Annotated in this window: 17 protein-coding genes; 8 read left to right on the top strand and 9 right to left on the bottom strand. The window is 64.9% G+C overall.

Annotation, left to right across the window (positions count from 1 at the left end):
• Window positions 1-16 precede the first annotated feature (16 nt).
• The 4 genes from yidC to rpmH form a co-directional block, all read right to left on the bottom strand.
• Window positions 17-1,702, bottom strand: a complete 1,686-nt coding sequence (gene yidC, locus EL249_RS02650; RefSeq protein WP_005674514.1) for a membrane protein insertase YidC — start codon at window positions 1,700-1,702, stop codon at window positions 17-19.
• A gap of 116 nt (window positions 1,703-1,818) precedes the next feature.
• Window positions 1,819-2,136 carry a membrane protein insertion efficiency factor YidD gene (gene yidD, locus EL249_RS02645; protein WP_005674515.1) on the bottom strand — a complete coding sequence of 106 codons (318 nt, stop codon included), beginning with the start codon at window positions 2,134-2,136 and terminating at the stop codon, window positions 1,819-1,821.
• Entirely contained in the window at window positions 2,133-2,570 is a 438-nt protein-coding gene (locus EL249_RS02640; RefSeq protein ID WP_040530115.1) for a hypothetical protein, read from the bottom strand. The genes yidD and EL249_RS02640 overlap by 4 nt, the downstream gene beginning before the upstream one ends.
• 315 nt (window positions 2,571-2,885) lie before the next feature.
• Window positions 2,886-3,020, bottom strand: coding sequence for a 50S ribosomal protein L34 (rpmH, locus tag EL249_RS02635; protein WP_005674518.1), 135 nt, complete (start codon window positions 3,018-3,020; stop codon window positions 2,886-2,888).
• 489 nt (window positions 3,021-3,509) lie between these two features.
• Between rpmH and dnaA the strand changes: the two genes are divergently transcribed.
• The 6 genes from dnaA (at window position 3,510) to fdhD (ending at window position 11,974) form a co-directional block, all read left to right on the top strand.
• On the top strand, window positions 3,510-5,288 hold the full coding sequence (gene dnaA / locus EL249_RS02630) for a chromosomal replication initiator protein DnaA (RefSeq protein WP_005674520.1): 1,779 nt from the start codon (window positions 3,510-3,512) through the stop codon (window positions 5,286-5,288).
• A 667-nt stretch (window positions 5,289-5,955) separates the two neighbouring features.
• On the top strand, window positions 5,956-7,110 hold the full coding sequence (gene dnaN / locus EL249_RS02625; protein ID WP_005674521.1) for a DNA polymerase III subunit beta: 1,155 nt from the start codon (window positions 5,956-5,958) through the stop codon (window positions 7,108-7,110).
• A 244-nt stretch (window positions 7,111-7,354) separates the two neighbouring features.
• Entirely contained in the window at window positions 7,355-9,883 is a 2,529-nt protein-coding gene (gene gyrB / locus EL249_RS02620; RefSeq protein ID WP_040531918.1) for a DNA topoisomerase (ATP-hydrolyzing) subunit B, read from the top strand.
• Between the two features lie 42 nt (window positions 9,884-9,925).
• The gene (locus EL249_RS02615; RefSeq protein WP_005674523.1) at window positions 9,926-10,468 is read left to right on the top strand and encodes a YaeQ family protein; all 543 of its coding nucleotides are present in this window, start codon (window positions 9,926-9,928) and stop codon (window positions 10,466-10,468) included.
• Between the two features lie 199 nt (window positions 10,469-10,667).
• The gene (azu, locus tag EL249_RS02610; protein WP_005674524.1) at window positions 10,668-11,114 is read left to right on the top strand and encodes an azurin; all 447 of its coding nucleotides are present in this window, start codon (window positions 10,668-10,670) and stop codon (window positions 11,112-11,114) included.
• On the top strand, window positions 11,114-11,974 hold the full coding sequence (fdhD, locus tag EL249_RS02605) for a formate dehydrogenase accessory sulfurtransferase FdhD (protein ID WP_005674525.1): 861 nt from the start codon (window positions 11,114-11,116) through the stop codon (window positions 11,972-11,974). Before azu ends, fdhD begins: the two co-directional genes overlap by 1 nt.
• Before the next feature lie 36 nt (window positions 11,975-12,010).
• Here fdhD and EL249_RS02600 read toward each other — a convergent pair whose 3' ends face one another.
• Window positions 12,011-12,205, bottom strand: coding sequence for a YqaE/Pmp3 family membrane protein (locus EL249_RS02600; protein WP_005674526.1), 195 nt, complete (start codon window positions 12,203-12,205; stop codon window positions 12,011-12,013).
• Window positions 12,206-12,420: 215 nt separating this feature from the next.
• Here EL249_RS02600 and EL249_RS02595 point away from each other — a divergent pair, with 215 nt between their 5' ends.
• The gene (locus EL249_RS02595; RefSeq protein ID WP_005674527.1) at window positions 12,421-13,851 is read left to right on the top strand and encodes an alanine/glycine:cation symporter family protein; all 1,431 of its coding nucleotides are present in this window, start codon (window positions 12,421-12,423) and stop codon (window positions 13,849-13,851) included.
• Window positions 13,851-15,515, top strand: coding sequence for a class I SAM-dependent methyltransferase (locus tag EL249_RS02585; protein WP_005674529.1), 1,665 nt, complete (start codon window positions 13,851-13,853; stop codon window positions 15,513-15,515). The genes EL249_RS02595 and EL249_RS02585 overlap by 1 nt, the downstream gene beginning before the upstream one ends.
• Before the next feature lie 6 nt (window positions 15,516-15,521).
• On the opposite strand, the gene EL249_RS02580 is transcribed toward EL249_RS02585, so the two are convergent.
• From EL249_RS02580 to EL249_RS02565, 4 genes are all read right to left on the bottom strand, one after another.
• Complete coding sequence (locus tag EL249_RS02580) at window positions 15,522-19,067, bottom strand: ATP-binding protein (protein ID WP_005674531.1); 3,546 nt, start codon at window positions 19,065-19,067, stop codon at window positions 15,522-15,524.
• A 16-nt stretch (window positions 19,068-19,083) separates the two neighbouring features.
• Window positions 19,084-20,382, bottom strand: coding sequence for a metallophosphoesterase family protein (locus EL249_RS02575; protein WP_005674533.1), 1,299 nt, complete (start codon window positions 20,380-20,382; stop codon window positions 19,084-19,086).
• Window positions 20,383-21,714, bottom strand: a complete 1,332-nt coding sequence (gene argG / locus EL249_RS02570; protein ID WP_005674534.1) for an argininosuccinate synthase — start codon at window positions 21,712-21,714, stop codon at window positions 20,383-20,385.
• Window positions 21,715-21,940: 226 nt separating this feature from the next.
• Window positions 21,941-23,770, bottom strand: a complete 1,830-nt coding sequence (locus EL249_RS02565; RefSeq protein ID WP_083799551.1) for a carbohydrate-binding domain-containing protein — start codon at window positions 23,768-23,770, stop codon at window positions 21,941-21,943.
• Window positions 23,771-23,779 lie beyond the last annotated feature (9 nt).

Here is a 23,779-nt window from a genome sequence, read left to right as displayed (position 1 = left end):
AACATGGAGCGGTTGATCAGGCGGCCCGGCCGAAGATGGGCTTGCCTTCGATCTGGCGGGTGATGACCCACTGCTGGGCGATGGAGAAGATGTTGCTCACCACCCAGTACAGCACCAGGCCCGACGGGAAGAAGAAGAACATGACCGAGAAGATGAGCGGCATGAAGGTCATCATCTTGGCCTGCACGGGATCCGCCGGCTTGGGATTGAGGTGCGTCTGCAGGAACATCGTGCCCGCCATCAGGATGGGCAGGATGTAGAGCGGATCGGGGCTGGACAGGTCATGGATCCAGCCGATCCACGGGGCGTTGCGGATCTCGACCGAGGCCAGCAGCACCCAGTACAGGGCGATGAAGACGGGGATCTGCACCAGGATGGGCAGGCAGCCGCCCAGCGGGTTGATCTTCTCGGTCTTGTACAGCTCCATCATGGCCTGATTGAGGTTCATGCGGTCATCGCCATAGCGTTCACGGATGGCGTTGAGGCGCGGCTGAACCTTGCGCATCTTGGCCATGGAACGGTAGCTGGCGGCCTGCAGCGGGAAGAAGGCCAGCTTGACCAGGATGGTGAGCGCCACGATGGCCCAGCCCCAGTTGCCGACGATGCCGTGCAGGAAGGTCAGCAGCCAGAAGAGCGGCTTGGCAATGGCGGTGAGCCAGCCATAGTCGACGACCAGGTCCAGCCCCGGGGCGACCTTGGCCAGCACGTCCTGGTCCTGGGGACCGATGAACAGGGTCTCGGAAGCATCGACGCTCTGGCCGGCCGAGATCTGGCCCAGCTGCTCGTAGGCACCTGCCGAATACGTGCTGGGACCGACGCGGCGCGTGTAGTACTCGCGCGGCTGACCCTGCTTGGGCACCCAGGCCGAGACGAAGTAGTGCTGGATGATGCCGACCCAGCCATCGTTGGCGCGGCCGGAGTGCTTGGCCTTGCCTTTCTCGATGTCGTCGAAGGAGACTTTCTGGAACTTGTCGGCGTCGGTGTAGATGGCCGGACCGACGTAGGTCTTGTAGTAGCCGGACTGGCCCGGGGCCTCGTGGGTATCGCGGGTCAGCTGCAGGTACAGCGACGGCGACAGCGGCTGCTCGCCGATGTTGGTGACGCGGTTGTCGACCTTGATCTCGTAGGAGCCGGGGCTGAGCTGGTAGGTGCGCTCGATGCGCAGGCCACCGCCTTCGGCCGCCAGCACGACACCGGTGACCTGTCCGTCGGTCTCGATGGTGCGCACCACGGTCATGGGCGTGGTGTGGTTGGGTGCGTCCTTGACGCCCACCAGGCCGGTCTGGCCCACGAAGAAGCTGCCCTTGCGGTCGGACTGGATGACCAGGTTGCCGCTGTCGGGGTTACGGGTGTCGTGGATGTGCTTGAGCAGCTTGCTGCTGACGATCTGGCCACCAACGGTGTCGATGCCCAGCTCGATGACGTCGTTCTTCAGCGTGATGGTCTGACCGGCCTTGGCCTGCTCGGCCTGGTCGGCGGGCACGCTGGCCGGGGCGTCATTGCCTGCCTGGCTGGGGGCACCCGGAATGCTGGTGTCCGCACCGTCTTGTGGGGCGGACGCGGTGTTCTGCTGTGCCGTCTGGGCCTGCTGACTACCGCCGAACATGGCGGGCTGGCCGTTGTACTGCTGCCAGTTGTTCCAGAGGAACAATAGCGAGAGGATGAAAACTACCCAGAGAACGGTCTTGTGGCTCTGCTGCATCGTGGGGGACAGGTTCTGCTGTTGGATGAAGTGGCGCCAAGAATAACCGAGCTTGCGCCAGGATGCTGGCCTGATCTTGATCGAAACCGGGTCAGGACCAAAAAAAACGTGAATCGTCAGGAAGTTCGATGGCGTGCGGCCTTCGAATCACCGGGCGAGGAGGCAGGCAGGGGCACGGGATCCACCCCATGTCCGCCCCAGGGGTGACACCGGCACAGGCGCCTGAGCGTGAGCCAGCTGCCCCGTGCCACACCATGCAGCTGCAGGGCTTCGATGGCGTATTCCGAGCAGCTGGGCCAGTAGCGACAGCTGGGTGGAAAGACACTGCTGAATCCGCGCTGGTAGCCCTTCACCACGGCCGTGAGCGCCCGCACGAGCGGACGCCGGGCCACGGACGGCTGAGCATCGGCGTTGCCGGACGGCGAGGCGCTCATGAGACGATGCCCGACGAGGAAGCCGGCGGTACTGCCCCTGCCGCATCGGCCCGCATGGTGCGCCCGACGGGTCGGCGATTCAGACGCTCGGCCGCATCGGCAAGCAATCGGTCCAGTTCTGCGCGCAGTTGCCGCTTGATGACCGCAAAGCCCGGAGAATCCGGAACACCCGATCCGGCTGAGTCTGGCTTTCGCCGCGCCTGAGCACGCATCTGGGCTCGGGCATGCTGGCTCTTCGCAGCCAGCGCCCCCATGGGGTGCGCCTTCAGCCGAAGCCGCCAGCTGCGTCCGCAGTCCAGCAGCGCGACAGGGGCCACGCGCCAGGCTTCGCGAGCGACACGCTTGACAGTGTTGCGTCGGACGGCCGCGCGCACCAGGCGCTTGGGAACACTGATCTGGAGGCAATCCAGGGCATCGGATGCCGAGGGGGTCACGGGAGCGCCAGGCTGGGCAGCCCGGGATGATCTGTCACCCGGGTTGGCCGGCGAGGTCGATGCGCCACCAGACGGACGCGGCAGGACACCGGTCAGCTCGAAGAAGTGTCCGGAGACACGGACGGGAGGCGGACCGGATCGGCCACGAGGGCCTTTGCGCGCCTGCGGGGAAGCAGTCCCGGGCTCCCGGGACGGGCTTCCTGCGGATGCCGGGCCCGCGGGTGGCCGGCTTTGCGGAAGTGTCATGACAGGCCCTCTACCCCGAGCCAGAAAGGGTCGGGGCCGGGACTGATCAGCAAAGAACGTCGTGAGGAATCAGACGGCCAGGCGCTTGCGGCCCTTGGCACGGCGGGCGCGCAGCACGGCACGACCACCCCGGCTTTTCTGGCGAACCAGGAAGCCATGAGTTCTTTTACGACGGCAGACGGAGGGTTGATAGGTGCGCTTCATGATGGCTACCAAAAGGGCCGCGGCGGATCACGGGTTTGCGAAGGCCGCAGGCGATTTTCCAGAAACCCGCTATTGGATAGGCAAAACGAGGGGTTTGTCAATGATTTCTGCGCTTCGGGGTGCCCCTATTCGCGCCTGCAACCGCCTACGCTCCGTCTCGGAGGCCGGCAGGCGCAGGCACGCCGAGCGAGCGGGCGGCGCCGGGACGGGCACGATCGGGGTCCGGGGACAAGCTTGTGGATAGCTGCGGACAACCTGTGGATAAGTTAGAATGAACGCCCTTCTTCGAGCGGCCTCACTCAGGGGCAGGCAGCAGTTTCTGCGCGGCGCAATCACGTCGAACCTCAGATTCCCCTGTCGACACGAAGTGGGCAAGATTGCCTATCCTGCATGAAATTTCATGCAAGATTCATGAACTGATCCGATTTTCTCAAATTACAAGAAACAGCCGCTGGCCTTCCCCAGGCTGGCGCGGAGCCTTCGACCGCCATGCAGGAACAATGGGACGCGTGCAGTGCCGCCATCGCGGCGCGCATGCCCGAACAGGCCTACAAGACGTGGATAAAACCGCTTGCCTTCCTGGAATTCAGCGCTGACGACTGCCTGATCCGGCTGGGTGCCGCCACCCAGATCAAGGCAGACATCGTGCGCAATCAGTACCAGAACCTCATTCAGGAAGTGCTGCGCGACGTGATCGACCCAGCCATGCGGGTGGAGATCGGGGTCGCGCCGCGCGCGGCTTCGGCTGCGCCCGTGGCGGGGGCTGGGGCAGGAGCGGCCACGCACGCGGGGCCCTCTTCATTTGCCAGCGCGGGTCCCACTCACCCGGGCTCCATGTCGCATGGCGTTCAGCCCCCTGCCCCACACGGGGGCGGGCAAGGCAATGTTCCTGCAGGCATGGGCAACGTCGCTGCGGGCGCAGGAAGCTATCAGGGAGGCATGGCCAGCCCGCACGGCGCAGGCGCATTCCAGCCGCAGGCGCATGTCCCGCAGCAGACCCACGAGCGACCGGGTCATGGCCCCGGTTACGGCGGATCCCAGGGCTGGAGCGATGGCGGTGCCGAACACGCGGGCCACCCGGGCTTCGAGGCACGGCACGCCCTGGAAGCGCCGGACGTGCTGGATGACGGCACGGGCGACTATCTGGATGACGGGTCCGACCCCGAAGGTCCGGGCGACGATGGGAGCACCAACGCGCCGGCCCGCAGCTTCGGCGGGCTGGGCGGGCAGATGCCCAACGAGCGCTCGCGCCTGAATCCGGGGCTGACCTTTGCGGCCTTCGTGAACGGCAAGGCCAACGACCTGGCGCGGGCCGCCGCCCTGCAGGTGGCCGACCGGCCCGGCAGCGCCTACAACCCGCTCTTCATTCACGGCGGCGTGGGCCTGGGCAAGACCCACCTGATGCAGGCAGTGGGCAACGCCATCCAGCAACGTGAATCGCGGGCGATCATCCGCTACATCTCGTCGAACCAGTTCGTGCAGGACCTGATCCAGGCCATCCGGCGCAACGCCATCGACCGCTTCAAGCACTATTACCAGTCGCTGGACGTGCTGCTGATCGACGACATCCAGTTCCTGTCGGACAAGCAGCGCTCGCAGGAAGAGTTCTTCCATGTGTTCGAGACGATGACGATCAACCAGCGGCAGATCGTCATCACCTGCGACACCTACCCGAAGGAGCTCAAGGGCATCGATGACCGGCTGATCTCGCGTCTGAACTCGGGCCTGATCGTGGCCATCGAGCCGCCGGAGCTGGAAATGCGGGTGGCCATTTTGCAGCGCAAGGCCGAGCAGGCGCGAATCCGCCTGCCCGACGATGTGGCCTATTTCATCGCCAAGAACATTCGCCGCAACGTGCGGGAACTGGAAGGCGCCCTGCAGCGCGCCATTCATTATGCATCATTCAGATCTTCACCCCTGACGCTGGAACTGGTGAAGGAAGCGCTGAAAGACCTCATCTCCTTCAATCGTGGGCAGATCTCCATCGATTTCATCCAGAAGACGGTGGCCGAGTACTACAAGATCAAGCAGGCCGACATGTACTCGAAGCGCAAGCCGGCCAAGATCGCCCTGCCCCGTCAGATTGCCATGTACCTGGCCAAGGAGCTGACCCAGAAGAGCCTGCCGGAGATCGGCGATGCCTTCGGGGGCAAGGATCACACCACTGTTCTGTATGCTGTACGCAAAATTACAGAATTACGAGCCCATGACGAGGACCTGAACAAGCAGATCCACGTGCTGGACCAGACCCTGCGGGAGTACCTCTAGAAACATTCCAGACAGGTTGCGCACGCCGGTGCGCTTCTTCTTCAAAAGAGAAGATTCCTGGTCCACGCGATCAGGACCCGGCTTCTGGAATGCCCACCTCCACCCATCTCTGGGCATCCATCTTCTTTCCTCTGTCAGCCTCTCGCGGCGCTTCGGCGTCGAAGGGGACGACAGTCCGTAGACCCCCTTTCATGAAGGACCCTGAACCCGTCTGACGACGGGTTAACATCGCAACTCGTCGCCGATTGTGGATAACCGGAAGATATCCCCAGACCGTCCGACAAGCGCATCGGAAGCGGCAGTGGTAGAGTTATCCACAATGTTGGACACCGGATGTCCGGATTTCGAACCATCGAATGCCTTGAATTTAGGCAAACATGCCTAAATAGCAGGCAACGGACGCGGGTTGTGCACAACCGGTCAGCAAGCAGGTAAGCCCATGACCGGCAAAATGTGGACAAACCGGGGTTTCAGGCAGGAGGCCGGAAATGTCCACAATCCGACGACTCGGCAATCCCGCCGTCCCCACATCGTTTCTCATCGTGAAGATCCAGTCTACAAGCGCCTCGCCAAGGTTATCCACAGGGCATCGACGCCTCTAAACAACAACAACATTAAAAGATATAGATAGATCTTCAGAAACGGAAAGACATCAGGAAAAGACGCCATGCAGATCATTCATGCCCCCCGGGACGCCGTCCTGAAACCCTTGCAGACTGTGGCAGGCATCATCGAGAAACGGCACACCCAGCCCATCCTGGCCAATGTGCTGATTCGTCAGCAAGGTGAAGCCGTGACGTTCACCGGTACCGACATGGAGATCCAGGTTCGGACACAGGCCAGCATCGGTGCCGGATCCGGCACCACGGCCACGACCGTGTCGGCCAAGAAGCTGATCGACATCCTGCGGGCCCTGCCGGACACGGACGTCACCATCGAGCTCAATGGCAACAAGCTGAACCTGAAGACGACCCGTTCACGCTTTGCGTTGCAGACACTGCCGTCCGAAGACTTTCCGGTGATGAAGGCAGGAGCCACCGACCAGGCTGGCCCAGGATCGGGTTCGGCAGGAGACGGAAGCACGGCCGATCTTCGCGCCGATGTGACGCTGTCCCAGAAGAAGCTTCGTCACCTTCTGCAGATGGTCCACTTCGCCATGGCCCAGCAGGACATCCGCTTCTATCTGAATGGTCTGCTGCTGGTGCTGAGTCCGGCCGGAATGCGCGCCGTGGCCACGGAAGGGCACCGACTGGCCTTCTGCGAGGATGTAGAGGTCCATGCCGCCGGCCAGGCGGACGCGATCCTGCCGCGCAAGTCGGTGCTGGAGCTGCTGCGGCTGCTGGGTGACAGCGACGAGCCGGTGCGGATGGAAATCATCGGTACCCAGGTGCGGCTGCGCTTTGGCGACATCGAGTTCATCAGCAAGCTGCTGGAAGGCAAGTTCCCCGACTACCAGCGGGTGATCCCGAAGGGCTACCAGAAGGTCATCGAGCTGGAACGCGAGACCCTGGCTCAGGCGCTTCAGCGGGCCTCCATTCTCAGCAACGAAAAGTTCCGCGGGGTGCGGCTGGGCCTGGCGCCGGGCCGCCTGGGCATCCAGAGCAGCAACACCGAGCAGGAAGAAGCCTCGGAAGAGATTGATATCGACTATGGTGGCGCGCCTCTCGATATCGGTTTCAACGTCTCCTATCTGCTGGATGTGCTGGGCACACTGAAGACGGACCGGGTGACGATGGCCTTCGGTGACGCCACCTCCAGTGCACTGCTGACGCTGCCGGGTGACGAGAGCTTCCGCTACGTGCTGATGCCGATGCGGATCTGAGCGCCGGATCGCCCTGCCCGCCTCATGGGTTCGTCATGAGGCTTCGGAGGCTCGCCGCCCGCCGGATCCGATGCCTGCGGGTGCCTCCGGGGCAACGTCCCTGTCGTGTTTCGGACCTTGCCGGGCGGTTTCAGGCCGGAAAGGGGGCGCCGGCCTGTTATGCTGTCGAATTGGCCGCCGTGTGCCTGCGGTCTGCCTATGCCTTCATGGATGATTCATGTCTGACACGATGGATACCGATGCGATGAACCCGGAACAGTCTTCCGGGGGCAAGCCCCAGGGCGACGGGCCCGGGTACGACTCCTCCTCGATCCAGATCCTGGAGGGGCTGGAAGCGGTGCGAAAGCGCCCGGGCATGTACATCGGCGATACATCCGACGGCACCGGTCTGCATCACCTGGTGTTCGAGACGGTCGACAACTCGGTGGACGAGGCGCTGGCCGGCTACTGCGACGAGATCCTGGTGACGATTCACGCCGACGAGTCCATCTCGGTGCGTGACAACGGCCGGGGCATTCCCACCGACGTGAAGTGGGACGACAAGCACGATCCCAAGCGCAGTGCGGCCGAGATCGTGATGACCGAGCTGCACGCCGGCGGCAAGTTCGACCAGAACAGCTACAAGGTCTCGGGCGGTCTGCACGGGGTGGGGGTTTCGTGCGTCAACGCGCTGTCACGCTGGCTCAAGCTCACCATCAACCGCAACGGCAAGACGCATTTCATCGAGTTCGAGCGCGGGGTTCCCAAGGACCGCGTCATCGAGGAAAAGGACGGCGTGGCCATCTCGCCCATCAAGGTGCTGGGCGACACCACCCGGCGCGGCACCGAGGTGCACTTCCTGGCCGACGACACGATCTTCTCCAAGGTCGAGTACCACTACGAGACGCTCTCCAAGCGGCTGCGCGAGCTGTCGTTCCTCAACAATGGCGTGCGCATCCGCCTGCAGGACCTGCGCAACAACAAGGAAGAGGATTTCGCCTTTGCGGGCGGCGTCTCGGGCTTTGTCGAGTACATCAACCGCGCCAAGAACGTGCTGCACCCCAACATCTTCCACATCCGGGGCGAGAAGGACGGGGTGACGGTGGAGGCCGCGCTGCAGTGGAACGACGGCTACAACGAGCAGGTGCTGTGCTTCACCAACAACATCCCGCAGCGTGACGGCGGCACCCACCTCACTGGCCTGCGCGCGGCCATGACGCGGGTCATCAACAAGTACATCGAAGAGAACGAGATCGCCCGCAAGGCCAAGGTCGACACCTCGGGCGATGACATGCGCGAGGGCCTGACCTGCGTGCTGTCGGTGAAGGTGCCCGAGCCCAAGTTCTCGTCGCAGACCAAGGACAAGCTGGTCTCCAGCGAGGTGCGGGCGCCCGTCGAGGACGTGATCGCACGCGGGCTGGAAACCTACCTGCTGGAAAAGCCCAACGACGCCAAGATCATCTGCAGCAAGATCGTCGAGGCGGCGCGGGCCCGCGAGGCGGCCCGCAAGGCGCGCGACATGACGCGCCGCAAGGGCGTGCTGGACGGCATCGGCCTGCCTGGCAAGCTGGCCGACTGCCAGGAACGCGATCCTGCGAAGAGCGAACTCTTCATCGTGGAGGGTGACTCGGCCGGTGGTTCGGCCAAGCAGGGGCGCGACCGCAAGTTCCAGGCCATCCTGCCGCTGCGCGGCAAGGTGCTCAACGTCGAGAAGGCCCGCTTCGACAAGCTGCTGGCCTCCGAGCAGGTGGCCACGCTGATCACCGTGCTGGGCACGGGCATCGGCTCCGGTCTGGGGTCCGACGACTTCAAGATCGAGAAGCTGCGCTATCACCGCGTCATCATCATGACCGACGCGGACGTGGACGGCAGTCACATCCGCACGCTGCTGCTCACGTTCTTCTATCGCCAGATGCCCGAGCTGATCGAGCGCGGCTACATCTACATCGCCCAGCCGCCGCTCTACAAGATCAAGCAGGGGCGCGAGGAGCGCTACCTGAAGGACGACTTCGAGCTGGACCAGTACATGCTGAACCTGTCGATGGTGCAGGCGGCGCTGGTGCCGGCCCGCGATGCCGAGCCCATCACCGGCGATGCGCTGGCTGCCATTGCACGCAAGTACGTGATGGCCGATGCTGTCGTCGAGCGTCTGAGCCGGCTGATGGATCACGACACGCTGCACGAGCTGATGGACGGGCTGGCGCTGAACCTGGATTCGGCCGACGAGGCCCATGCCTCGGCCGAGCGCCTGCAGGCGGCGCTGCTGAAGAACGTCCACCAGATCAGCCGTTCGCTGGCGCCGGCTGTCGAAGTGACAGCCCACGCCGACGAGAGCGGCGAGAAGTGGCACCTGCGCATCATCCGCCACCTGCATGGCAACCAGAAGGTCTCAATCATCACGCAGGATTTCCTGAAGTCGTCCGACTACAAGGTGCTCAGCGACGTGGCCCAGACGCTGCGTGGCCTGGTGGGCGAGGGAGCCGAGGTGCGGCGTGGCGAGGGCGACAAGGTCCGCAGCCAGCCGGTGGGGAGCTTCCGCGAGGCCATGCGCTGGCTGCTGGCCGATGCCGAGAAGGGCGTCTCGCGCCAGCGCTACAAGGGGCTGGGCGAGATGAACGCCGAGCAGCTGTGGGAGACCACGATGGACGTGAACGCCCGGCGGCTGCTGAAGGTGCAGATCGAGGACGCCATTGCGGCCGACCAGATCTTCACCACGCTGATGGGCGACAACGTCGAACCGCGCCGCGTGTTCATCGAGGAAAACGCCCTGGGCGCGCAGAACATTGATGTCTGAGGCCCCATGGCACATGGCCGGCCCTGACGGGAAGGGGGCCGGATGGCACTGAAATCGACGATCTTCCGGCTGACGCTGAACGTCTCGGACATGGACCGTGGCTACTACGGCGAGCATTCGCTGACCGTGGCCCGGCATCCTTCCGAGAACGACGAGCGCATGATGGTGCGGGTGCTGGCCTTCGCACTCTTTGCAGCCGATGACCTGCGCTTCGGCCGGGGGCTCTCCGCCGAGGACGAGGCCGACCTGCATGCTGAGGCCCCGGATGGCACGATCCGTCTATGGATCGACGTGGGCCTGCCCGATGACCGGCTGGTGAAGAAGGCTGCCGCCAGGGCCGACCGGGTGGTGGTGCTGGCCTATGGGCGCACGGCCCAGGCCTGGTGGCAGAAGGCCCGCGAGACGCTGGAGCGTCTTGCCAACCTGCAGGTCATGGCCCTGGAACCCGAAGACAGCAAGGGGCTGGCCGATCTTGCGCAGCGCGGGGCAGCCCTGCAGTGCATCGTGCAGGATGGCCAGATCTGGCTGGGAGACGGCGACCGGATGCTGCAGCCGGCCTGCCATGTGTTGAAAGATGTGAACTGACCCCTGCAGCACCACAACCTGCTTGTCTTATTCCCTGAATGAGAGAGGTTAATGATTGGACTGGGAGTACACTGTGCTGTACATTGATGAACGTCTAATTTGACGGTCGTGACTTGATGTTCGTTCAGTTATGACCAAAGTCGTTCCGATAGACTGAAACAGTCATTTCCTTTGTTCAATCGTTAAGCAGGAGAAATCCATGTTCACCAAAGGTATTCTGGTTGCTGCACTGATGCTGGGCTCTGCTTCCGTCATGGCCAAGACGTGCGAAGCCGAGGTCGATGCCACCGACGCCATGACCTTCAGCACGAAGGAGATCAAGGTCGCCGGTGACTGCACCGAGCTGAAGCTGACGCTCAAGCACGTCGGCAAGATGCCTGTCTCCGCCATGGGCCACAACCTGGTCCTGACCAAGACGGAAGACTTCAAGGCCGTTGCCAAGGCTGGCGGCAAGACCACCGCTGCCGACAACTATGTTCCCAAGGATGACGCCCGCGTGCTGGCCCACACCAAGCTGATCGGCGGCGGCGAGTCCGACACCATCACCATCCCGATGGACAAGTTCGAGAAAGGCGGCGACTATACCTTCTTCTGCTCCTTCCCCGGTCACTGGAGCGTGATGAAGGGCAAACTGATTTTCGGTTGATGGACGATTCGACAGCTTCTCCATTCCAGGCCTGGCGTTCACTGGAAACGCACCCCGAGTTCGGAGCCGATTCCCTGGAGGCTCGGGTCTGGAAGGATCATCAACAGGAGAAGGTGTCGGACTGGATCGCCCGGGAGACTCCCGTCGCGCTGGTCTTCAACGGCATCTCGCATGCCGTCATGATGACCTCACCGGGCGATCTGGAAGATTTTGCCCTCGGTTTCGGTATCACCGAGGGCTTGCTGGCCTCCCCCGACGAACTGTACGGGGTGGACGTGAACGAGGTCCGGCAGGGGGTGGAAGTCCACCTCGAAGTGGCTTCGGCCTGCGCGTGGCGACTGCGTGAACGTCGCCGGAACATGGCCGGGCGCACCGGCTGCGGCCTGTGCGGCACCGACAGCCTGGGACAGGTTCGGCGGGATCCCCCGGCACCGGCCCATCCCGTCCGTCTCACATCGACCGCCGTGCTGCGGGCTGAATCCAGCCTGAAATCTGCCCAGATGCTGCAGAAGCTCACCGGCGCCACCCATGCGGCTGCCTGGTGCAACCTTGAAGGCGAAGTGCAGCTGCTGCGCGAGGATGTGGGCCGTCACAATGCCCTGGACAAGCTCATCGGCGCGATGATCCGCGCCAACATAGCCGTGGATCAGGGTTTCATCGCCATCACCAGCCGGGCCAGCTTCGAGATGGTTCAGAAGGCGGCCATGATCCGCGCCGGTGCCCTGGTGGCGGTTTCGGCCCCCACCTCATTGGCCATTCAGACCGCCCACGAATGTGGCGTGGCGTTGGCTGGCCTGGTACGTGACGGCCGGCGGATGGTGGCCTACACCTTTGCCGATCGGCTCGGCTTCGAGGACTGACCCAACGTCCGACCGGCATCCGGTCGGGATGCCGTTTCAGCGCCGATCACCCAGCGCTTCCTGGATCCTCTTTTCGGTCTTGTACTGGCTGAGCGCGTAGGTGGCCCAGATGGCGGCCGGAATCCAGCCGATCAGCGTGATCATCAGCAGCAGGCAGATGATGCCGGCGATGGGGCGACCGATCGTGAAGAACACGACGGGGGGCAGGAAGATGGCAAGCAGAAGGCGCATTCGGTTCTCTCCATGAGCGCGTGAACATTGGCAGGTGCGGGCCCTGCCTTCGGCTATCATCGCACGCTTGGAATATGCGACAGTGCCAGCGGCATGCAGGGGCCGATGAGCGGCCTTTTCTGGGGCACTGTCTGTCACGTAACGTCTATCGGCCTGCCCGCAGGGCAAGTGGCCAGGAGTGAAAACATGGGTGTTGTACGGCAGGAGACTCTGTCATGGATGTGATCGCCAACGCCATGACCAATGCGATTGATGCGATCAACACGGTCGTCTGGGGCTACATTCTGATCTACGGCCTGCTGGCGGTAGGCATCTATTTCTCGATCCGTCTGCGCTTTCTGCAGATCTTCCGTTTTCGGGAATTCATCCGTGCGGTGACCCGTACGCCCGAGAAGGACAGCCAGGGCATCACCCCCATCCAGGCGCTGACCACCAGCCTGGCCTCGCGGGTGGGGACCGGCAACATCGCCGGTGTGGCCGTGGCGGTCTACACCGGCGGCCCCGGGGCGCTCTTCTGGATGTGGATCGTGGCCCTGCTGGGCATGGCCACGGCCTACGCGGAAAGTGCGCTGGCACAGCTCTACAAGGTCAACGACCATCATGGTCTCTATCGCGGCGGCCCGGCCTTCTACATCAGCCGTGGCCTGAAGTCGCCGTGGGCGGGCGCCGTGTTCTCGGTGGCGCTGCTGGTGGTGTTCGGTCTGGTGTTCAACGCCGTGCAGGCCAACGCCATTTCCGAGTCGTTCAGTGAATCCTTCGGCCTGGATCGCACCCAGGTGGGCGTGGCGCTGGCCGTGCTCTCGGGCATCGTGATCTTCGGCGGCATCCGCAACATCGCGCGTGTGGCCGAGGTGGTGGTGCCGTTCATGGCGGTGGCCTATCTGGGCGTGGCCCTGTGGGTGCTGGTGGCCAATGTCGACAAGATCCCGGACGTGCTCGTTCTGATCGTGCGCAGCGCTTTCGGTCTGGATCAGGCGGCAGGCGGCCTGGTGGGCGGCATGACGGCTGCCATGCTCAACGGCGTCAAGCGTGGCCTGTATTCCAACGAGGCCGGCATGGGTTCCGCACCGAACATCGCGGCCGTGGCCATCCCCAGCCCGCACCATCCGTCCTCGCAGGGCTTCGTGCAGGCCCTGGGCGTGTTCATCGACACCATCCTGATCTGTACCGCCACTGGCGTGATGATCCTGATGTCCGATGCGCTGCAGCCGGGCTCGGGTGTCACCGGCACGGTGCTGACCCAGCATGCGCTGGCCTACCACATCGGTGATCACGGCAAGGACTTCGTGGCGCTGGCCGTGTTCTTCTTCGCCTTCACCTCCATCATCGGCAACTATTCCTACGCCGAGGGGGCGCTCACCTACCTGAACATCAACAACAAGCCGTGCCTGTTCATCCTGCGCACGCTGGTGCTGGTGTTCATTGTCTGGGGGGCGCGCGAGGCCATCACCACAGTGTTCGATGCAGCCGATGCGGTGATGGGCATCATGGCCATCATCAACCTGGTGGGCATCACGCTGCTGTCCGGCCTGGTGGTCAAGCTCACGCGCGACTACTTCGAGCAGGCCAAGCATGGGGATCCGCGCTTCCGGCTCAGCGACTATCCTGAGCTGAAGGGTCAGATCGAAGAAGAGATCTGGAAGTGATGCCCGATCCACGCGAGCGCTTCCTGACGCTGCTTCGGGAAGCCCTCGCGGCGCGCACGCTGAAGCGGCTGGTGCTGTCGCGTCCGGCTCGGCCCATGTTTCCGCCGGGCTTCACGGATGAAGGTCCGATGCTTCAGCGGTTGCGCATCCAGCCGGTACGGATGCGCGATGGCGTGAAGCTGGCCTTTGCCTGGCAGTACGACACGCGCGACCAGACCGACAACCTGTCGGTGGACGAGGCGCTGGTGCGGATCGATGCGCTGTTGGGCGACATGCGCACGGCGCTTCTGGAAACCCGCGAGCTGACGGCCGAGCTGGGCTTCAGCAAGCGCGGACGGCCGCTGTTCCGGATGAAGCGGGTGACGGAGAACCCGTCCTTGCAGGATCGTCGGCCGGCAGCGGATGATCTGCCGAACCCGAACCCGAACCCGAACCCGAACCCGAACCCGAACCCGAACCCGAACCCGAACCCGAACCCGAACCCGAACCCGAACCCGAAAGAGGGCGTGCAGGCATCGGCCGGTGGTGCGGCGTCCTGGCAGCCGGGCGTGGGGGCGCTCACGCAACTGCGCAGGGTGGGAAGCGGACAGGCGGCAGCCCGTGCCGCGGGCGATGCCTTCTCACGTGCCCATGACACCCTGCCGGATGAGGATGGCTGGGGCGACCTGGCTGATCACAACCGGCAGCGACGCTATCCGGTGGACATCGGCCGGCCCTATCTGGTGGACCTGGGCATCGTGGGCAGGACGGGCGCGCTGGTGCCGGCCATGGCCCGCAAGTGGCGGCAGATCAACAAGTTCGTCGAGATCGTGGCCCAGGCCTGGCAGCACAACACGCTGGCCAACCAGGTGGGGCGGGCAGGGCAGCCGCCGCTGCGCATCCGTGACTATGGTGCGGGCAAGGGTTATCTCACCTTTGCGCTGTACGACCATCTGACGCATGCGCTGGGCCTGCAGGTGGAAATGGTGGGCATTGAGCGCCGTGCCGACCTGGTGGCACTTTGCAACCGACTGGCCCAGCGTCATGGCCTGTCGGGACTGCGCTTCGAGAAGGGCGACATCCTGCAGGCCTGTGAAGTGGCACAGGTCGCATCGGCTGCGGGCGGTACTGTCATCACGGGCATTGCCGATGGGCGTGCTGCAGCGGGTGTTGCAGGTGTCGGGGCAGATGCCGAGCAGAGCAGGGATTCGGGCGCCACGGCGTCCGACGGGGCTGCGGTCGACATCGTCATTGCACTACATGCCTGCGACACGGCCACGGACGATGCGCTCTTTCAGGGCATTCGTCAGCAGGCCGCCATGCTGGTGTGTTCGCCCTGCTGCCACCGTGAGCTGCGGCCGCAGCTGAAGGCGCCTGCCCCGCTGGATGCGCTGCTGCGTCATGGCATCCATCTGGGCCAGGAAGCCGAGATGCTGACGGACGGACTGCGGGCGCTGCTGCTGGAGACTCAGGGCTATGAGGCGCAGGTGTTCGAGTTCATCAGCCCCGAACACACGGGCAAGAACAAGATGATTCTGGGCAACCGCACCGGCCGGGCGCGGGATGCCGATGCGGTACGCGCCGAGATCGAGGCGCTGAAACGCTTCTATGGCATCCGCACGCAGCGGCTGGATGGGCTGCTGGGCGGCGGGATGGGCGCGGCCGGGAATCCCGACGGAAACTGACGCTGCCTACAGTTCGATCACGTTCAGCCCATCACCCAGCACCTGGCGGGCCAGCGGCACCAAGTGGTCGTGGTGCGTGAGCAGGATCACCTGCATGCGGCGTGAGACCTCACCCAGCACCTGCAGGCCGGCTTCTGTCCGGCGGTCGTCGAAGTTGATGAAGAGGTCGTCCGCAATCAGCGGCATGCGGCTGCCCTGGCTGGCCTGCTGGTCCAGGGCCGCCAGCCGCAGCGCCAGGTAGAGCTGGTCGCGCGTGCCTTCGCTGAGGCCGGGTACCTCCACCGGCTTGTTGCCATCAGTGCGGATGCTCACCAGCCGGGGACTGTCATGGCTGTCGGCATCCACCAGCAGACGGCTGAACGAGCCCAGCGTGAGCGCCTGGAAGATCTCCGAGGCGCGGGCCAGCATGGGGCCCTGGCGGGTCTGGCGAAAGCGCTCCATGGACCATTGCAGCAGCCGTGCGGCGGTCTTCAGGCGCAGATAGCGCTCGGCAGCCTCGGCCATGCCGGCCGCGGCCTCCTGCTGCCGGGCAGCGGCCCGGGCGGCGGCATCGCTGCCGGTCAGGGCATCGAACGCGGCCTTGAGCTGGCCGTGCCGGGCGCCCAGGCGACTGATGTCCTCCACGACCTGTCCGGCTTCCGTGCCCAGGCGGTTCAGCTCGACCTGCAGCTGGTCCGGTTCGATGCTGGCCGCCTCGGTGCGCAGGCTCTCGAGGGGCTGACCGTCGCCGGCTTCCCGCAGGGCCGTTTCGATGCGCTGGATCTCGTGCTCGATCTGGCGCCGCTCTTCCGAGTGGGTAATGGCGGGCCCCAGCAGGGCCATGTCGTCGATGCCGGCGGCAACCCTCAGCGGCTGCAGCAGGGCATCGACCTGGATCTGCTGCTGCCGAGCGGCTTCCAGGGCCTGACGGTTGCGGGCCTGTTGTTGCTGCAACCGGTGGTGCTCGGCCTCGTCCTGGCGGGCGGCCTTCAGTCGGCCGGCCAGTGTCAGCGCCATGTCCTGGACAGACATGTCTGCCGGCGCATCGGGCATCAGCTGATCGGCCAGGGTGCGGGCATGGCGCATCCAGCTGTCCAGGGCGTTCTGCAGGGGTTCGATCTCATCGGCACGCAGGCTGTCCATCTGCGCCAGCAGCGTCTGGATGTCCTGCATCTGGGCCAGGCGGGTTTCCAGTTGGTCGACGGGCAAGGTGTCTTCATGGCCGGCTTCAGCCAACGCCGCCTGCCAGGCCTGCTGCCACTCCTGCCATTGGCTTTCCGCCTGGGTCAGTGCCGTCTGCAGCGGGACCAGTCGCCGCTGTGCGTCCTGAATCTGGGCTTCCAGGGTGCTGCGCTGACCGGCAATTCGCTGCGCCGTTTCCAGCCGTTCGCGGGCCTGGCGCAGGGCATCGTCCAGGCCGGTCGTGGCAGGCAGCGCCAGCCGGTCCGTCAGGGCCTGCCGCAGGGCTTCCACGCGCTGGAGCAGGGTCTTAAGCTGGTGTTCGGCAGTCTGGCGCCTGGCCAGCAACTCCAGGGCGTCCTGATGGCGCTTCAGCCAGGTCAGCGCGGCATCCAGGGGCAGGTCGGGCAGACCGCAGGCCGCCGCTTGGGCCTTCCAGTCGGCCTGCCGCCGTGCCATCCGCGTCTCGATGGCCTGAATGTCGGATTCGATGCCGGTGCATTCCAGTTTCAGCTTTTCCAGCTGGTTGGCATAGGACTGCCGGTCCGCTTCGTGCTGCGCCCGTTCCAGGCGGGCATCGGCCAGGGTGTCGGCTTCGTGCATCCGCGCCTCGAATGCACCAGCCCGGTCGGGCAGGTTGGCCGGATCGGCCTTGATGGCCTGCCAGTCGTCATCGCGCTGTTGGCGGACCTGAGCCACGTCCTCGCGCGAGACGGGCTGATGATGGCGCACCAGCTGCAGCAGCGCCTGTTCCTGCTGCTGGATGTCCTGGAACTTCTTCTGGAGCGCTTCCTGCCGCGCCTGCAGCGCACGGGCGTCATCATGCTGCTGCACCCGCAGGGCATCGACCTGGCTGGCCTCGGGCACCAGCATCGCCTGCAGCCGATCGATGGGCTGGCGCCACGGACCCATGCCGGCCAGGGTGGCTTCCAGCGCGGCGTCCAGCCGTTGCCGTTCACGGGTCAGGGCATCCGACTGGGCATCAGGATCTCCCAGCCGCCGGGCCTGTTCCAGCAGGTCGGAGAGTGCCGGATCAATGCCGTCTGATGCCAGTGACTGCAGGTGAGCCTGCCACTGGCTGAGGTTCTGCGCCTGAGCATCCCGCTCGTGCCGGGCCTTCTCCACGGCGTGCTGCAGCGCCTGGTGCCGACGAATCAGCTCGGCCGTCCGTTCCCGCCAGGCAGGGGGCAGCAGCCGGTGGGCCACGGCCGCTTCGTCCTCGGCCGGCCAGCCCAGCTCGGCGGCCAGTGCCTTGACCCTGGCCTGGAGCGTCTGCAGCTTTTCCTGATGACGTTGCAGCCGGGCGGGATGGTCGTGGCACTGCACGCGCGCTTCGTCCAGGCGGGTGATCTCGTCGGCACGGGCCAGAACCGGGGTGTCGAGGGTGATGGCGGCCAGTGCCTGGTCGAGCTCGTTCAATGCGGTTTGCAGGCGCGTCATCTCGGCCTGCACCAGCGCACCCTGCCGGCTGGCCTGCTCGAAGATCTGTCGGGCGTCTTCCGGCAGCAGGGGGGGCATGCCCGAAGCCTGTAGTGCCTCCTGTCGCTGACGGACTGCTTCCGCGTCACGCAGCAGAGGCTGCACACGTCGGATCCGTTCCAGTCGATGGATGTGCTGCTGGATCTCGGCATGCTTGCTGCGGGCTTCCTCCAGCTGGTGCTGGACGTCCATCAGTGCATCATGGCTTTCCTTCCAGTCCCGCGTGCGCAACTGGGCCTGGCCCAGCGTGCGCCGGGCGTCCTCGTAGGCGTCCTGCTGCTGGTAGAAGACGCGGTTGCCGGACTTGCGGGGAGCCCAGAGCGAGTCGGCTTCCTGCTGCAGGGTCTTGAGCGCATCGCCCAGATGCTCGATGCCGGCGGCAGCCTGAAACAGCATGCGGCCAATGTCGTCGGAAGCCTGCAGGATGCTCTCGCTGCCTTCCACCAGCGTGGCATGGTCCAGCGCGTACATGCGCCTGAACTCATCGGTCTGCAGGCTGCCCAGCCATTCGTGCAGGGTGCTGTCGGGCAGCGGTTCATCAGCCGGTGTGCGCAGCGTGTTCTTCTGACCCTTGCGGCGCTCGAAGTTCAGGGACCTGATCTGCTCGTCGGAGGATGCCTTTGTTTTCGTGCTGCCGGTGGCGGTGTCCTGACCGGATGAGGGTTCTTCGCGGGAGGCCGGGTTGTCCTCGATGATGCCGCCCAGGCGAAGGTCCTGCATCGGGTGCAGGAAGTCCATGCCGGTGCTGCGCATCGGAAAGCCGAACAGCCAGTCGGACAGCGCGCGGCGCATCGTTGACTTGCCCGCTTCGTTGGCGCCCACGACGAGATGGATGTCCTGAGGGGCATGGGGCAGCGCCAGGAGCCGATCAGTGAATTTGCCGTAGCGGAGCAGCCGCAGTTCACGGATGCGCATGGGATTCTCCGGCAGGTCAGCGGGGGGATGCGGACTGCACCCGTTCGATGCGATCCACCAGAAGCGGCAGGGCCTGCTGAATGCGTGCGGCCAGCTGTGACATGGGATCCTGACGCAGTTCCTTCAGCTCGGGCGACAGGCGGCGTACATCGTCCGGCAGCTTTTCCAGGATGGCCTGCCAGTCGCTGATGAGGTCGTTGATGAATTCCGGGTCGTCCTGGGCAGAAAGCACCAGGGATTCCAGGTCTGCCAGCGCATCCGGCAGCCCCTGGGATGTCGAGGTTGCGGCCTGTGGTGGGCGCGTGGCCACCTTCACCTTCTCGATCCAGATGCGCTCGGCATCCTGGGCCACGGCCTGGGCGATGATTTCCTGCCGAAGCTGTTCGTCCTGCGCCAGCAGGGTTTCATGGGCCGGCGTGGTTCCGGTGAAGACGACACGCACGGCCAGTGGCAGATGGGCAGGGGTCTCCGCCAGAAGGTTCTCCAGGGAACGGCCAGCTGCCTGGAGGGCGGACGCCATGTCGTCATCCTGACCGAGTTCTACATCCAGCTGCTGCCAGCGCAGCACGTCGACTTCCATCAGCTGGATGTCGGTGATCTCGTCGGCTTGCGCCGTGACCAGCAGGGCGCCGCGTGCGCCCTGCTCGCGGATGTGCCGCCCCTGGAGGTTGCCGGGAAAGGCGATGACGGTCTGGCCTGCCTGACGATGTTCGGGAAGGATGCTGCGCTCATGCACATGGCCCAGCGCCCAGTACTGATAGCCCTTGGCTTCCAGTTCGGAAACGGTACAGGGCGCATACGTGGCGTGCTCGGCATTGCCTTCCAGGGCGGTATGCAGCACACCGATGTTCAGCCAGCCAGGTACAGGTTCCGGATAATTCGGAACCATATTTTCCGTGGTTGCCTTCTGCTTGAAGCTTCGGCCGTGAATCGCCACCTTCAGTGATTCGATAGTGAACGTTTCCGCCTTGCGCGAGGAAAAGACATGCACGTTGTCGGGCAGCGTGAGGCTGCGTGTCATGTCGCTTTCGGCGTCGTGGTTGCCGTAAAGCAGATAGACGGGAATGCCGGCCTGTCGCAGCCTTCCCATCTGCCGGATGAAGAAGAGTCCGGTGTTGAAGTCCTTCCAGTCGCCGTCGTAGATGTCGCCGGCAATGACCATGAAGTCGACGGCTTCATCCAGGGCGATGTCCACCAGCTTCACGAAGGCATCGCGCGTGGCAGTGCGCAACTGCTCGGCTGGTGCATCGGAATACGCGGACAGCCCGCGAAGCGGGCTGTCCAGGTGCAGGTCGGCGGCGTGAATGAACTTCACTCAGTCCTTCTTCAGCTGCGGCAGTTCATGGCCGGCACCCGCGCTCAGCAGGCCGACGCGGCTGTAGTTGGCCAGCTTGTCGCGCGTGTCGGTGATGTCGAGGTTGCGCATGGTGAGCTGGCCGATGCGGTCAGCCGGCGAGAAGACCGATTCGCCTTTCTCCATGGTCAGCCGCTCGGGGTGATAGGTGAGGTTGGGCGATTCAGTGTTCAGCAGCGAGTAGTCGTTGCCGCGGCGCAGCTCCAGCGTGACCTCGCCGGTGATGGCGCGTGCCACCCAGCGCTGGGCGGTCTCGCGCAGCATGATGGCCTGAGGGTCGAACCAGCGGCCCTGGTACAGCAGACGACCCAGACGCAGGCCGTTGATGCGGTACTGCTCGATGGTGTCCTCGTTGTGGATGCCGGTGACCAGACGCTCGTAGGCGATGTGGAGCAGCGCCATGCCCGGGGCTTCGTAGATGCCGCGGCTCTTGGCCTCGATGATGCGGTTCTCGATCTGGTCGCTCATGCCCAGTCCGTGACGGCCACCGATGCGGTTGGCTTCCAGCATCAGCTCGACCGGGCTGTCGAAGGTCTGGCCGTTGAGGGCGACCGGCTGGCCTTCCTCGAAGCGGATGGTGACTTCCTCGGGGCGGATCACCACGTCCTCGCGCCAGAAGGGCACGCCCATGATGGGCTGGACGATGCGGATGCCGCTGTTCAGGTATTCCAGATCCTTGGCCTCGTGGGTGGCGCCCAGCAGGTTGGAGTCGGTGGAATAGGCCTTCTCGGCCGACATCTTGTAGTCGAAGCCCGAGGCGGCCATGAAGGCCGACATTTCGGCACGGCCGCCTAGTTCGTCGATGAACTGCTGGTCCAGCCAGGGCTTGTAGATCTTGAGCGACGGGTTGGTGAGCAGGCCGTAGCGGTAGAAGCGCTCGATGTCGTTGCCCTTGTAGGTGCTGCCGTCACCCCAGATGTTGACGTCGTCTTCCTTCATGGCGGCCACCAGCATGGTGCCGGTCACGGCACGGCCGATGGGCGTGGTGTTGAAGTAGGTGACACCGGCGGTGGAGATGTGGAAGGCGCCGCACTGCAGGGCGGCAATGCCTTCGGCCACCAGCTGGCTGCGGCAGTCCACCAGGCGGGCGGCTTCGGCGCCGTAGCGCAGTGCCTTGCGGGGGATCTCGTCGTAGTCGTTCTCGTCGGGCTGGCCCAGGTTGGCGGTGTAGGCGTAGGGAACGGCCCCTTTCTTGCGCATCCAGTGCAGTGCGGCGCTGGTGTCCAGGCCGCCCGAGAAGGCGATGCCGACCTTCTGGCCGATCGGCAGGCTTTGCAGAATGGTGTTGCCCATGCGAATGCGCGCTCCGAGAAATCTGTTGTGACGGAAGCCGACATTCTAGGAGCTTGGACGGGAGAACGCACGCCGGCACAAACCCTTCCCCGCACCCGCATGGGCTTCCGGTCCTGTCGGATGGCCCCGGTGATGCGTGAGCAGGCTGGCGGTTCAGCGTTGTCGGCAGTCCGGCTTCGAAACGGAAGGGGCCTGTCAGCGGGTGCTGTGCCCGGGAGGTGCTTTTTTAGTCGTCCGGTCCCTTTTCCGGGCTGAACCAGTCGAATTCGGCAGCCCCCAGAGGGGTGAGGATCCGGGTGATGGTGAAGGTCTCGGCCGGTGTGCCCCCCGTCAGCGTGGTGGGGTGCAGGGCCAGGCCATGGAAGTCCTCGCCGACCGGCCCGAGCGTGCCGCCGCGCACCACGGTGTAGGTGGCGCCCCGGGCCAGCGCCGGGGTGCTGGCAATCATGTAGCCGGAACGGAAGGGCAGGTCATAGGAAAAGACGACGTTGCCGGCCGCGTCGCGCAGTGTCCACGGACCGGCTTCCACGTAGGTGGGAATGGTGATGACGTTCTGCGTGCAGGCGCTGTCGGTGGGGGTGCTGCTGTACGCGCCGATGCCGACGAAGGTGCCTCCCGTGATGGCGAACTGGTTGGAGTCGCTGTCCAGCGCGCCTTCGGGACGGGGGGCGTGGCTGATGGCCACCAGGACGCCACCGGCGATGGTCAGGGTGCCGTTGGAGTCCACGGCATCGTCATGACTGCTGTAGGCATACGTGCGGCCGCCGCTCAGCTCCAGGTGCATGCCGGCACTGATGCTGTCGTCGGTGGTGATCACCTTCAGGTTCCCGCCGCGCACACGGAGGACGGACTTGGCTTCGATGCCCTCGGGTGAGAGGCTGTTTTCGCTTTCGTCGTCCGTGTCTCTGGCCGGGGTGCCGGTGGTGGTGATGTCGATCGTGCCGCCGTTGATGGTGATGCGCGGATCGGGATCGTCATTCGTGTCGGGGGTGCGCGCGTCCCTCCAGGGCTTCCAGCCGGTGGTGATGCCCTTGTCGTGGCTGCGGATGGTGATGTGTCCGTCGTTGACGGCCACGAAACCCAGCGGCTGCACGGCACTTTCCTTGCCACTGACCTTGATGCCCTTGCCCGCCGGCGCATCGATGGTCAGCCGGCCGCCATCCATGATGAAGGCCTGGGTGGGGCGCAACCCGTCGCGGGTGTCCACCTTGAGCGTCAGGTTGCCACTGCTCAGACGCAGGTGGCCGGCGGTGGTCAGTGCATGGTGTGCCGTGGCATTGATGCTCAGCGTACCGTCGCCCCGGATCACCAGCGGGCCGGTGGCCGACAGGGCCCCGCGGGGCTTGACGGGTTCTCCCTGGGCATCGGTGCGGCGCGTGCGGACCGGGGCATCGGCCAAGGAACTGTGGCCCTGCAACTCGATGAAGGCGGCGGCCGGCGACTGCAGGTGCAGTGCGGGGCCGTCGGTACTGGTCAGATGGGCATCGACCAGCACCAGCCGGTAGGCGTTGTCGCTGTTCAGGGTGATCGGGGTGCTGCCGCTACCGGTCAGGACATAGGCCAGATGGGCGTCGCCCGGGGTGGCCCGGATCGTCAGACCAGGGGAAGTGCGCGTGAGGGTGACGACCGGCCTGCCGTCCAGCAGGACGGTGGTGATGTCATTGGCACCTGCCTGGACGGTCAGCCGGGGCGAGGCGGTGCGGACGGACAGCGTGTCCAGGTCGATGGTCAGCGGCAGCCACCCGGCAGTGTCCATCCGGTCAGGGGCGTATGCACCGGTGCTCAGATCCCAGGCAGCCTGGGCGCCAGGGACGGTGGTGTCAGGATGCGTGCCCGACGGGTCACGAGACGGCTCATCGGACTTGCGGGGAGTCGCAGCGCCCTGGGAGGCGCGACCCGGTGTGCCCGGGGCCGCCGTGTCATGGGACGGGTGGCCCGCGTCACCGGGGGGCGAAGCGGTGCGGCCGGACTGACTGTCGCAACCGGTCAGGCACAGCAGGGCGCCCAGCAGGGTGAGGGTCGCCCAAGGGGTCTGTCGAGAACGGTGTCTGGTCATGGCCTGCCC

The organism is Lautropia mirabilis (assembly GCF_900637555.1).
Lineage (GTDB): Bacteria > Pseudomonadota > Gammaproteobacteria > Burkholderiales > Burkholderiaceae_E > Lautropia > Lautropia mirabilis.
The sequence above is the reverse complement of the archived record's forward strand: the minus strand, read 5'-3'. Positions and strand labels throughout refer to the sequence as shown.